10 protein-coding genes and 4 pseudogenes are annotated in these 12,236 nt (G+C 59.2%); 7 read left to right on the top strand and 7 right to left on the bottom strand.

Annotated elements, in window-relative coordinates; translation table 11 throughout:
• Both P0D89_RS47445 and P0D89_RS47440 read left to right on the top strand, forming a co-directional pair.
• Positions 1–175 (top strand): annotated as a pseudogene (locus P0D89_RS47445) (ISNCY family transposase); the annotation flags it as partial.
• Entirely contained in the window at positions 144–584 is a 441-nt protein-coding gene (locus P0D89_RS47440; RefSeq protein ID WP_408369163.1) for an IclR family transcriptional regulator domain-containing protein, read from the top strand. The pseudogene P0D89_RS47445 and the gene P0D89_RS47440, both read left to right, overlap by 32 nt.
• A gap of 250 nt (positions 585–834) precedes the next feature.
• Here the strand turns inward: P0D89_RS47440 and P0D89_RS47435 are convergent, their stop codons facing one another.
• Positions 835–2,766: an SMP-30/gluconolactonase/LRE family protein gene (locus P0D89_RS47435; protein ID WP_408369161.1), complete on the bottom strand. Its 1,932-nt coding sequence runs from the start codon at positions 2,764–2,766 to the stop codon at positions 835–837.
• Positions 2,767–3,081: 315 nt separating this feature from the next.
• Here P0D89_RS47435 and P0D89_RS47430 point away from each other — a divergent pair.
• From P0D89_RS47430 to P0D89_RS47420, 3 genes and pseudogenes are all read left to right on the top strand, one after another.
• A pseudogene (locus tag P0D89_RS47430) lies at positions 3,082–4,525 on the top strand (IS1182 family transposase).
• A gap of 281 nt (positions 4,526–4,806) precedes the next feature.
• A pseudogene (locus P0D89_RS47425) lies at positions 4,807–5,001 on the top strand (TIGR00366 family protein); the annotation flags it as partial.
• A gap of 41 nt (positions 5,002–5,042) precedes the next feature.
• Positions 5,043–5,735 carry a cytochrome b/b6 domain-containing protein gene (locus P0D89_RS47420; protein ID WP_408378941.1) on the top strand — a complete coding sequence of 231 codons (693 nt, stop codon included), beginning with the start codon at positions 5,043–5,045 and terminating at the stop codon, positions 5,733–5,735.
• Positions 5,736–5,779: 44 nt separating this feature from the next.
• On the opposite strand, the gene P0D89_RS47415 is transcribed toward P0D89_RS47420, so the two are convergent.
• The 5 genes from P0D89_RS47415 to P0D89_RS47395 all read right to left on the bottom strand — a co-directional run bounded on the left by P0D89_RS47415 (position 5,780) and on the right by P0D89_RS47395 (position 8,823).
• Positions 5,780–6,241 carry a CHRD domain-containing protein gene (locus P0D89_RS47415; RefSeq protein WP_408369157.1) on the bottom strand — a complete coding sequence of 154 codons (462 nt, stop codon included), beginning with the start codon at positions 6,239–6,241 and terminating at the stop codon, positions 5,780–5,782.
• A gap of 122 nt (positions 6,242–6,363) precedes the next feature.
• On the bottom strand, positions 6,364–6,978 hold the full coding sequence (locus P0D89_RS47410; RefSeq protein ID WP_408369155.1) for a hypothetical protein: 615 nt from the start codon (positions 6,976–6,978) through the stop codon (positions 6,364–6,366).
• Positions 6,979–7,024: 46 nt separating this feature from the next.
• The gene (locus P0D89_RS47405; RefSeq protein WP_408369153.1) at positions 7,025–7,816 is read right to left on the bottom strand and encodes a molybdopterin-dependent oxidoreductase; all 792 of its coding nucleotides are present in this window, start codon (positions 7,814–7,816) and stop codon (positions 7,025–7,027) included.
• Between the two features lie 2 nt (positions 7,817–7,818).
• Positions 7,819–8,442 carry a cytochrome b/b6 domain-containing protein gene (locus P0D89_RS47400; protein WP_408369151.1) on the bottom strand — a complete coding sequence of 208 codons (624 nt, stop codon included), beginning with the start codon at positions 8,440–8,442 and terminating at the stop codon, positions 7,819–7,821.
• A 66-nt stretch (positions 8,443–8,508) separates the two neighbouring features.
• The gene (locus tag P0D89_RS47395) at positions 8,509–8,823 is read right to left on the bottom strand and encodes a hypothetical protein (protein WP_408369149.1); all 315 of its coding nucleotides are present in this window, start codon (positions 8,821–8,823) and stop codon (positions 8,509–8,511) included.
• 487 nt (positions 8,824–9,310) lie between these two features.
• Here P0D89_RS47395 and P0D89_RS47390 point away from each other — a divergent pair, with 487 nt between their 5' ends.
• Together P0D89_RS47390 and P0D89_RS47385 are read left to right on the top strand one after the other, a co-directional pair.
• Positions 9,311–11,404 (top strand): phosphocholine-specific phospholipase C, encoded by a 2,094-nt coding sequence (locus tag P0D89_RS47390; protein ID WP_408369147.1) that lies wholly within the window; start codon positions 9,311–9,313, stop codon positions 11,402–11,404.
• 90 nt (positions 11,405–11,494) lie between these two features.
• Positions 11,495–11,862: pseudogene (locus tag P0D89_RS47385) on the top strand (DDE-type integrase/transposase/recombinase); the annotation flags it as partial.
• Between the two features lie 12 nt (positions 11,863–11,874).
• Here the strand turns inward: P0D89_RS47385 and P0D89_RS47380 are convergent.
• Positions 11,875–11,979, bottom strand: coding sequence for a hypothetical protein (locus P0D89_RS47380; RefSeq protein WP_408369145.1), 105 nt, complete (start codon positions 11,977–11,979; stop codon positions 11,875–11,877).
• Between the last annotated feature and the right edge of the window lie 257 nt (positions 11,980–12,236).

Raw genomic sequence — 12,236 nt, 5'->3', positions numbered from 1 at the left:
TCGCTGGTTCGAGGAGCGGGCGCCGGCGTGCACGCTGCTGGTCTATGTGGACGACGCAACCAGCCGGATCATGGCGCTGCACTTCACGGCGACGGAGTCGACCTTCAGCTACTTCGAGGCGACGCGGGCGTATCTGGAGCAGCATGGCAAGCCGGTGGCGTTTTACAGTGACAAGGCCAGGAGCGCAACTACCAATTCACCTTAGCGCGACGGGACGGGTCTTCGCGGCCCATTTGCCCGAGGAGATCGTCAAGAAGGCCGTCAGGCTTCAGGAGCACACGCTTTCGGTTTCCGGGCAAAAATTCAGGTCGGCACAGCTGCGCGAGCTTTATCGAGAAGTACGCGCGAACGGTTATGCAGCAATCGCGGGGCTGAGCGTACCCGGCATAAATGCCGTCGCTGCTCCTGTCTACGACCACACGGGTAAAGTCTCCGTCGTGATTGGGCTGCTTGGACGGGACAACGATCTGCCGGTTTCTGGAGAGTCGGCCCATATCAATTCGTTGCTCGATTGCGCGGCGCTTGCATCGGAGCGACTGGGTTACGACGCGGGCGCCATCGGTCGGCAAGCCGAAGAAACTTAGAACTCGAGCTGAGGTATCGCCAGGAAGGAATTTCTTACGCCCGCTACGCGGGGCGGAGCGGACGTCTGAACGTCCGGGTGGCGCGACGTCCGAACAACGCTTCATGCCCGCACTCAGCCAGATGATGAGCACCGCAGGTCGCCCCCCAGCGGCCGTTTGATTTTCCCCAACGTAGCCGTTCACCCGTGAGTATGCTGTGCGGAGCAGAAACGGTCATAACAAGCCGCTCTCTCGCTAACGAAACGCACGATCAGGGCGTCCAGCGATAAACGGTAATGCTGGAACCTTTGACGTTGTTCTTCGTGACCACGTACTCGCCCGTCGACCGACGGTATGCCCTGATGCCGTACATCGAATCGATGGCGCTGCTGGCGTCAACGGTACCGGTACTGGTGTTGACCAGCGTGGTGTCGAGGTTGCCTGTAGCGAGATTGATGGCGTCGATGTTCGGCAGAGCTTGCCCGCTGCCGAACCAGTAGCCGACAAATAGATAGCTGCCGGCCGCGTCAATCGACTTGGCGCCAGCGTGGGTGAGGTTGATCACCGGATTGGGTGTCGTGGTGTTGCCCGAGTTCCAGCCGTGATACACCTCGATCCGCGTACCTATCGACGTCCAGTCCGTACTCCCAACAATGCCCTGCCCGAGAATCATGGTGTCGCTGTCCGCGAGGTAGACGATGCGCGTCAACGGCTTGATGCTCTCGGGAATGCGAATGGGGATACCGGGCCCCCATGTTGGCTTGCCGCTGGCGTCGAAGCCGATCAGCGGATAGTGGTAGATGTAACCGGTCTTGTCCAGGCCGGCCCACACGCCTCCTTTGCTGTCGATGCAAAATCCGTCCCTGACCGCTGCGGTCGTCTTGAACGCCGCACCGGGAAGCGTGGCGTCCGGTATTGCGATGTAGCCATTCGCAGCATTGAAGTGAAAGAAGTAGTAGGTATCGGGATTCTGGCCGGATGCCACGAGGATGCGGTTTGCGCCGATGGTGGCAAGCTGACCGAAATGCTCGTCCCGTGAGCGATCGTTGATGTTGATGCGTGGATCGGATGGATAGTCGAACGGATCGACAGTGTTCGCTACGAAGGTTCCCCCTGCGGTGCCGGTGTAGATGTCGGTGCCTCCATAGAAGTAGACGCCGTCGGTACCCGGGTCCGCAGCGGCGATTCCCTCAAAGTTGAGAGACTGAAGTTTCCATTGCAGCCGACCAGAACTGTTGTAAGAGTGAATGTCGGTGCCGCCGTCGCGGCCGAGATCCCAGCTTCCGCCCCACGGATTGTTGAGCACATAGAGGTTGCCTGCGGTGTCCTTGCCGATGCCAGTGACGCGGGTGAAGCGCTTGTCGCCAACCTGCCCTTTGATTCCCGTCGTGGTATCGAGATAACCGCCCTGAATGCCGAATGTACTGGCCAGCGCCGGCGTGCCCGAGAGCTTATAGCGCTTGATGTTCATGTCGGGGCCTTCATCCCCAACCATGAGCTGCCCCGATGACGCATCGAAATAGAGCGCCGATGGCCGCGCCCCACCCGGCATCTGGATGGTGTTCAACAGCGCGCCGGTTGGACTGAACTCGACGACCGAGCCCTCACCCTTCTGTGCGACCCAGACGTTGCCCGTGCCATCCACTGCGAGGGCACCCGGGCCCGTGACGTTGATGTCCCGCTTCCAGATACCGTCGGTGGTGAATATCCGGACGCGGTTGCCATAGAAGTCGCTCGCATAGAGGAGCGAGGCCGCCGTGGCCAGTCCAGTGACGACGTCGACCCGGGGCAGGTTGTTAAATGCACTGACCTGTATCAAAAGATCGCGAGCCCTGGTGGTACGGTTGTATCGGCCCACCGCACCACTTCCGTATGTCCCGCCGGGCTGCAGTGCCACGAAGATCGACGTCGCGCTGCCCGTGATCGCGCCGCCCTGAAACTCTCCGTGCGCCCCAATCGAGCCAATGCTCTTGCCGGCCTGGTAGACAGCGACGCCACCCTCGTACTCGTCCCACATTGAGGCCGTGTAGATGACGCCTTCGGGCGCGACCCACATGGAACGCGCGGTGTTACCCACGTGGGCGGCAAGGGTGCCATAGGTGTTCGCCAGCCAGTCGGTGGTGTTTTCCGCCTGACACGTCGGCGCAATCGAGGCGATCACTGCGGCGAGGATCGCAGCATGAATCCGCTTTTGCTCGACCATGACCGATGCTCTCCAGATGTAGTGATCATTCATGTGAATGGTCGGCCAGCGGATTCCAAATTCGTGATCGGTGGCTTACGTATGAACATATGCAACTCTTTGCGCCTTTGCAAGCCGCACCGCGACTTTGCATATTGATACGAATTGTGATCTTGAACGAAGTTCGACTTCCTTCCCGTTGGCTGCTTGCTGTCTCATGCATGGTGCATTCTTTCTTGTTGCGCGTAAGGCGGCGATCGGCAGCACGCGACCGAGCTTGTGTGAAAACACACTGATCACCTAAACTGGATTAACTCATTCAGCATGGGTGGCCGGATGAAGCGATTCATAGAAGGTCAAGATCGCAAGCAGGTGACGCTGCTTCCAGAATGCCTCGATGACTTCGTTGCAGAGGACAATCCGGTCAGGATCATCGAGGCGTTCGTTGAAGAGCTTGACCTTGGATCTGTGGGCTTCGATGGAGCGATGCCGTCGACTACAGGTCGCCCGTCCTATCATCCGGCCGTGCTGCTGAAGATCTGCATTTACGGTTACCTGAACCGGGTTAAGTCGAGTCGCCGCCTGGAACGTGAATGCGAACGCAATGTTGAATTGATGTGGCTCACCGGCCGTCTGGCGCCGGACTTCAAGACCATAACTGACTTCCGTCGCGACAACGGCATCGACATTCGCAACGTGTGTCGCCGCTTCGTGATGCTGTGCCGTGAACTGAAGGTGTTCTCGCAAGCGCTTGTTGCCATCGACGGCAGCAAGTTCAAGGCAGTCAACACTCGCGATCGCAACTTCACAGAGGGTAAGGTTGATAAGCGCCAGAAGCAGATCGGGGAGAGCATCCAGCGGTATCTGAACGCGCTGGAGACTGCTGACCGTACGCAACCCGCTGAGCTGGAAGCAAAGACAACCCGCCTGCAGGACAAGATCGCACGCTTGCGCGAGCAGATGCGAAATCTCGAGCAGATCAAGGAGCAACTCAAGACTGAGCCCGACGGTCAGCTCTCGATGACCGATCCTGATGCACGCTCCATGGCGACGAGCGGCAAAGGCTCAGGCATGGTGGGCTACAACGTACAGGCGGTAGACGCCAAACACCACCTCATCGTCGCTCACGAGGTCACAAACTCTGGCAGCGACCGGGCGCGGCTTAGCCCCATGACAAAGGCTGCGCGCGATGCGATGGGTAAGGCCAGACTGCGGGCAGTCGCCGATCGTGGCTACTATAGTGGGCCTCGGATCAAGGAGTGCGCAGATGCCGGAATTGCGGTGATGCTGCCAAAACCCACGACATCAAGCGCGAAGTCCCATGGTCGATTTGACAGGGCCGACTTCATCTACATTGCCCGAGACGACGAATACCAATGTCCAGCCGGCGAACGCGCGATTTACCGTTACACCAGTGAGGAACACGGCATGCAAATGCGCCGGTACTGGAGCAGTGCCTGTTCGCAATGTGCAATAAAGTCACAGTGCACGCCGAGCGTCCAACGACGAATAAGTCGATGGGAACATGAGTCGGTGCTGGAAGCAGTCCAGCGTCGGCTCGACAGGGCACCGGACGCAATGACGATACGCAGACGGACCGTCGAACATGTCTTCGGGACGTTCAAGCATTGGATGGACTACACGCATTTCCTGACACGGAGGCTGCCCAACGTGGGCACCGAGATGAGCCTTTAACGTACTTGCCTACAATCTCACGCGAGTGCTGCGAATCCTGGGTTTCAAGAAAACAATGAAGGCGATGCGGCTGGCGGGCGCGTGAGCACCCGTTGGTCTCATAGATAAGCAAACAATGGCCATTTAAAGGGCCTTAGAGCCCTTCAGCGGTTCACCATCGGCGAACTGGGCCATACGCGAATTGCCAACGGCTCTGGTTGATGCCCGAGCCGCGTGTATTGAGATTATCTCGGCGTTTCCACAAGGCCTGGACCCAATTAGGCCCTTCGACCGGGCAGGATTCAACGGCCGCTTCTGAAGTACATCGGTCGTTTCGCCACCCACAACGGGCGCGCGGTTGGACGATCTGGTAGATTCGTAATCGCGATACCAGCCGCGCACGCACTGCACGCGGACCTGGGCAAAGCGGCAATGGCAATCGCTTTCGGCGAGGCTTGGACCATTATGGTGAAACCGTTTCGGGCGCTGTCGGCGCTCGCGATTGAGAAGCTTGGCGTACGGGACATCATGGGCTATTGCGTCACCGCATTGCTATTCTCCGGAGTGGTGTTCACCCCCGGGCCTGTATCTCTTGCAGCCGCTTGCGGACGGAGGCGCAACACATGGATGCTCACGAACTTGTCACGCGGCCGACACTGCCTGTCCGCCGCCCGGTGCTGGTCTGGGACGCGCCAGTGCGACTGTTTCACTGGCTGGTGGTCGCGCTGGTCACGGCGGCCTATGTCACCTTGAAGCTAAACTGGATCGACTGGCACGTCCGGGTCGGCGAGACGCTGCTCGCGTTGGTTATTTCCCGGCTGTTGTGGGGCTGCTTTGGCAGTGAGACCGCGCGCTTTCGCAATTTCGTGGCGTCGCCCGCGGCTGCACTTCGCCATTTGCACCATCTGTTTCGCCGCGAGCCGGATGTGCAGGTGGGCCACAATGCGGCCGGCGGCTGGATGGTTCTGCTGCTGCTCGCGTTGCTGCTGGCCGAGACGCTGAGCGGGCTCTACGTCAACAACGACATCGCCGACGAAGGACCATTGAGCGAAGTCGTGCCCGCGTGGCTCGCCAACGTGATCTCGACGCTGCACGGGCTTGTTTGGGACGTGCTGCTCGCCGCGGTGGTGTTGCACGTGTTCGTGATCGCTCTCTACGCGGTAGCGAAGGGACACAACCTGCTGCGTCCGATGCTAACGGGCTACAAGCTGTTGCCCTCGTCCATCGACGCGCCGCGGCAGACGCCAGCGCTGCTGGCGCTGCTGCCGCTCGGCGTCGGCGCTGCCGTGGTGATGCTGCTCGCGGCTTATCTCTGAGCTCGCCGGGAACCTGATCTCAGGATGCCGCTTCAGTGGTCGCGTCAGTTGCTCTTCGGCGGCACCACCTGGCCGCGGATCTCGCCGTTCGGATTGCTTTTGGTGTGAACATTGATGTACATGTCACCGGCTTCGAACATCCTGGCATCGTCCGGGGACAGCGTGGCCTGGCCGCTAATGGGGCTCGTCACCTCCATGTTGCCTTTCTGGGAGAGCCAGACCTTCACGCCGGCGTTTTTGCCGGCTGGGGCGGGCCCGTGGAAATGTGCCATCGTGGCCTGACTCGACAATCCGCTGAAGCTGATTTTCCAGGTTACGACCCGCGTGCCTGAGTCGTACGTGAGGTCGGCGCTGCCGCTGCCTGGAGTCTGCACTGGGGGAACCTGTTGAGCGCCCGTCAACGGCACTTCAAATGAGACCGGCGCCGCTTGGACTAAGGTCAGCGTACCCGCTAAGGCCAGGCCACCGAACACCATGAAAGCGCACTGAAAGATGGATCGTGACATTTAGTTTTCTCCTTTAGGGAACAACGAACACGCGATGCTGCGGATAGCATAACTCGACTCGCTGCGGACGTTGAATCACGTGCTACCGCAGCGGGCAGGTCATCCATCCGACCGCCAATCGACTACATCGGCGGAGCGACTCCATCCTTTTCGACCACCACGCGCTGGGCGACAAATGCACCCTGCGGTGCAGCCGTCGCGACCACAAACACCTTCTTGCCCGGGGTCAGGTCGGCGCGGGCGCCCGGCGTGAAAGTCACGATGGGTACGTTAGGCGGTACGGTTACCTCATTGCTCCCACCTTTGTACGACAGCTTCAGATTCCGGCCGCTGGTACCCTGAACAACCGTGTCGACGTTCGCATTCGTCATCGTGCTGTTCGGACCGAGGTCCCATGCGTAGTGACCTTCACCCGAGCCGCGCGCGGATTCGGGGAAGACAACCACTTCGGTGGCCGTCAACTTTCCGTCAGTGCCCGTCGTTGCGGCCGTACCGACGAAGGAGCCCGGCTTGATGTCCGAAAGCTGCATGGCCTTGACCGCCGACACGGCAACGGTCGGTTTGAGCTCGATCGACACAGTGTCGCCGCTACGACGATGCACCTTCAGGACGTCGCCGTCGAGCGAGACAACATCGCCGCGGATGCGCGACGGTTTGGCGGCGGGCGTCTGAGCGGGCACGACACTGGCAAAAGTCAGCGTGGCGAGGATGACGCCAAGTTTCAGGCGGATAGACATGAATGCTCCGTAAAGGACTGTTGAGTTTCGAGTGGACTAGCGCGCATCAGGAACCGCCGAACCAGTTATAGCCCTGGTTCTCCCAGTAACCGCCGGGATATTCGTTCGTCACGCTGATTGCGACGATGTGCTTCGGATTCTTGTAGCCGAGCTTGGTCGGCATACGCAGCTTCATCGGGAAGCCGTATTTCGGCGGCAGCACCTCGCCGTCGTATGTGAGTGCGAGCAGCGTCTGAACATGCAACGCAGTTGGCATGTCGATGCTGGTCCAGTAGTTGTCCGCACAGTGCAGTGACACGTACTTCGCCGTGATGTCCGCGCCGGTGCGTTTCAGGAAATCGGAGAAGCGCACGCCACCCCATCGGCCGATCGCACTCCATCCTTCGATGCAGATATGACGCGTGATCTGGCTTTCCTGCGGCAACGCGCGCAACTCGTCGAGCGTCCACACGCGTTTGCCAGTCGCCAGGCCACCCACCTGTAGCCGGTATGTGGCGGCGTCGACTTCGGGCACATCGTCGATATCGTAGAACGCGTTGAACGGAAACGGCCGTGTGATCATCGACTCCGGATAGGTCGGGGCCATCTCGTCCGGATTGAACAACAGCGCCTGCACCTCGTCGTTGAAGAACGACATTTTGCGCAGCATGGTGTTCACCGACTTGTCATTGGACAAATCGCAGCCTGACAGCATCGCAATGCCGCCGAGCGTGAGAACTCGCTTTCCGAGCAGCCGGCGCGCCGGATTTTTCAGTTCGTTGCGCGCATCCTTGATGATGGATTCTGCGTGAGACGAAAGAAACGTATCAGGCTTCACAGCCCTTTTTCGCAAGGTCATGATTACCGACCACGAATCATCAGAAGCAATGAGCGCGGCACCAGCGCGACCATGACGACGTGCACGACGAAGAACGCCACCAGCACGCTCATTGCAACGAAATGCACGACGCGCGCATTGTCGTATCCGCCCATCAGCGTGCGCAGCAGCGGGAACTGCACCGACTTCCATACCGCGAGTCCCGACAGGACCAAGACCGCGATATCGACGATGACCACGAGATAGGCGAATTTCTGTACCGCGTTGTAGCGTGTGAGGTCCTCGTGCCCGAGCGTGCCACGCAGTGCGGCGACGAAATCGGTTGCAAGCGACTTGAAGCTGACCGGCAGCAGTTTCCGGCGCAGACGTCCCGAAGCGATATTCAGCCCGACGTAGATGAGGAAATTCGCGACCAGCATCCACATGATTGCGAAATGCCATTGCAAGGCCCCGCCGAGCCAGCCGCCCAATGTGATGGCGGAAGGAAACTGTAAAGCTGGAAAGATCGGCGAGGCGTCATAGATCTGCCAGCCGCTTGTCACCATCAGTACGACAGCGAGCGCATTAATCCAGTGTGTAATGCGGACCCAGACGGGTTGAATCGTTGTGTGAATCAAAGCGATCTCGTGATTGATGAGGTAGCGCATTGTCGGACTGCTGGCCGGCCGCGACGCAGGCCTGCGTCCCCATACTAGAACGTAACCTGCGCGCAACTATTCCATTGCGCGACAAATAATTTCTCTTACAAGCTCCGCATGCGCAGCGTTGTGGCCAAATGCGGCACACCCGTCGCCCAAGGACACCACGCCCATCGCAAAAGGCCCCGGGCTGCCCCGCAGCAGGCGCAGGTTCGATGCGGCGACGTGGAGATTCGACACCGCCGTCACGGTCGAAAGATCAAGTGCCTCAGCAAGCGCGTTTCGCTTGCCGGGCACCGCGGCAAATCTCAGCAGCTTCTGCAGCGAAGTCGTGGCGGCTTCCACATCGAGCACCTTCATCGGAGGAAGCGCGGATGCGCCGTCGAGCAACGTGTCTAGTCCAAACTTTCGATTGCGAGATTCAACTTCGATGACGATGAGGCATTGACGTTACCGTTGCGCGCAATTGCGAAATGCAACCCTGCCCCCGACGCCTCTTCGTGCTAGATAGCCGACGCAAATTGCATCAAGCAAATGACTCTGCGCCTGACGTTTCTCAACGTACTAGCTAACGTTCCGCCTACTCGGGACACACGCATGCGCCGATGCCATGGTCTCGTCCAGAAGCCGTTGGCATGATCCGGCACATCGGCGAAGCAGACGTACTCAATGCCAACGTCAGGTCGCCACATATCCCCTCATTTCTAAAGTAATTGCCACATTCCGGTCATGTTCAAGGCCCATTCTCCCGGATGCCTTACGCGGTTGCGAGTCAACAGTTGTCTTCCTGTAGCGCGTGCCGTGAAGCCACGAATTCCTTATGTTCTGGCTGCACTGGACGCCGTTTCCCTCAATCAACGGCAGATAAACAACGAACATGACATCAAACAGTCGACGTGATTTCCTGCGAGCCGCTGCGCAAGCGGCCGGCGCGGCCACCGCACTGGGTGCAGTGCCTATTGGTATCCGCAGTGCACTGGCGATACCCGCGCACAATGCGACCGGCACTATCGAAGACGTACAGCACATCGTCGTCTTCATGCAGGAAAATCGCTCTTTCGATAACTACTTCGGGTCACTACGCGGCGTGCGCGGCTTCGGCGACACGCGCCCCATTCCGCTTACAACCGGTAAGTCCGTATTCTTCCAACCCGCCAGCAACGCCGACGGCTATGTCTTGCCTTTCCGCCCCGATCTTCCGAACCTCGGCTTGCAGTTCGTGCAGGATCTGGATCACAGCTGGCCCGGCACGCATGCGGCATGGAACAACGGCCGCTATGACCAATGGGTGCCGGCCAAGGGCACGACGACGATGTTCCATCTGACGCGCGAGGACATCCCGTTCCACTATCAACTGGCCGACGCATTTACGATTTGCGATGCCTATCATTGCTCGGCCATGACGCCGACCGACCCAAACCGCTACTACATGTGGACCGGCTGGGTAGGCAACGACGGGAACGGAGGCGGCCCTGTGATCGATAACGCCGAAGCCGGTTACTCATGGGGCACATTCCCGGAAAAGCTGGAGGCCGCCGGCATATCGTGGAAGATCTACCAGGACACGGGTTCCGGTTTGAATCCGTCGACCGGCTGGGGCGACGACAAGAATCCCTTCATCGGCAACTTCGGAGATACTTCGCTTCTGTTCTTCAAGCAGTATCAGAACGCGCAACCGGGCAGTCCGTTGTTCGAAAAGGCACGCACGGGTACGCAGGTCGAGGTGAGCGGGACCTACTTCGACATACTCAGAAAGGACGTGCAAAACAATACGCTGCCTCAGGTTTCGTACATCGTGGCCCCGGAAGCGTTTTCGGAACACGGCAACTGGCCGCCGAACTACGGCGCATGGTATGTCGACCAGGTCCTTCAGGCGCTCACGTCCAATCCGGAAGTATGGAGCAAGACGGTATTGCTTTTGACCTACGACGAGAACGACGGCCTCTTCGATCACATGCCGCCGCCGTATGCATCATCCACGCCCGGAACTGGCCTTTCCACGGTTTCCACGGCGAACGAGTTTTTCGCGGGTTCGGGCAACAATCAACCCGGTCCCTACGGTCTTGGGCCGCGCGTACCGATGATCGCCATCTCGCCATGGTCAAAGGGTGGTTACGTGTGCTCCGAAGTCTTCGACCACACATCGATCATCCGCTTTATCCAGAAACGTTTCGGCCACGGCAACAGCCTGGAGGAACCGAATATTACGGCATGGCGCCGCACGGTGTGTGGAGACCTGACCTCGGTTTTCAACTTCCGGAACCCGAACGACGGCTTCCCGCAACTGCCGGTCACCACGTTTCCGGCGGACCAGAACCGTCACCCGGACGTCATACCTGTCGTCCCAAGCACCCAGTCACTGCCGAAACAGGAATCCGGTGTACGGCCGGCACGCGCACTGCCGTACGAGTTTTTCGTTCGCGGCGGCGTGAACGGGCAAGGCAACGCGTTCCGCTTGCACATGACGAACACGGGGCGCGCGGGTGTCAACCTCCTGGTCTATTCGGGCAATGCGACGGATCTGCCACGTAGCTATACGCTTGAAGCAGGTAAGGACCTTTCGGACGATTTGATGCCCGCTCCGGGGGGGATCTACGACTTTTCCGTGTTCGGACCCAATGGCTATCTGCGGCGCTTCGTGGGCAAAGCAGACCCTACAGGGAATCAAGGAACAGCGGTTCAGGTTGCCGATGGCTACGATGTCGCAAACGGCAATCTGCAACTACGTCTGTCGAACCCGGGTAAAGCGCGATCCGTTTTCAAGGTCGACAGTGCCTACAACTCGCCGATCAGCGGCGAGCGCAGCGTGCGGGGCGGTGATGTCAGCGTTCTGATGATTGATCTGCGAAATTCATTCGGGTGGTACGACCTGACAGTGACAGTCGACTCCGACAAAAACGCCCTGTGGCGCATTGCCGGTCACGTGGAAACCGGGCGTGACAGCGCATCGGATCCGCTGCTTGGAGCGTGACGTTGAGTCGTTAACGCCAGCCGGCCGGTCGTCAACTTCCTGATGGTCGTTGACGATCGGGGCTCCATCCTACGGGCCATGAGACCCCACATGCTGCGTGCGCGTCGAGACAAGGCTGCGGCCCGGCGCTACTTTGAGTAGGCGATCGCCTGGAACGGCGAGCCCGAAACTGTCACTATCGACAAAAGTGCGCGAATCGGGCCGCGCTCGAAGCCGTGAACGCCGAACGGGAAACTCCCATCCACATCTGGCAGATCAAGTACCTGAACAATATCGTGGAGCAGGACCATCGCGCAATCAAACGCATCACCAGGCAGATGGCGAGTTTAAGGGATTTTCGGTACGTCCGCATCATCTTGGCGAGCATCAAGCTGATGCATATGATCCGCAACGGCCAGATGAAACGCGATAGCGTCGAACGCGGTGTCGCCGACCAATTCTACTCGTTGGTTACATAAGGAATCCTTATTCTAAGGTAAAAGCCTGGACTCACCGCTTATCACGACACAGCAGCCATCGTTAATCCGGACCATGCCGAAGATGAGCTTACTCGCCACCCGGTGGGTACGCGCCACATCCTGCGTCCACACCGATGCGGCGAGTCCGAACTGCGTATCGTTGGCAATGCGTCAGCCTCGCCGGTGAACGGCATGCTTACATTGACCGGCCCGAACACTTCGCCCTGGCCGAGTTCGAACTTCGGGTCGACGCCAGCGCACACACACCAAGTGGCACGCGCTCGGTATAGCAGAGATACGGATCTTCGATGAGGATCACAATCCCACCGGCGGGCGCTCCGTTTCAATCTTGACATGTTGACAAAGTCGGTTCT

This window comes from Paraburkholderia sp. RL18-085-BIA-A, from assembly GCF_046027075.1.
Taxonomy (GTDB): Bacteria; Pseudomonadota; Gammaproteobacteria; order Burkholderiales; family Burkholderiaceae; genus Paraburkholderia.
This window is presented reverse-complemented; position numbering and strand designations above follow the sequence as displayed.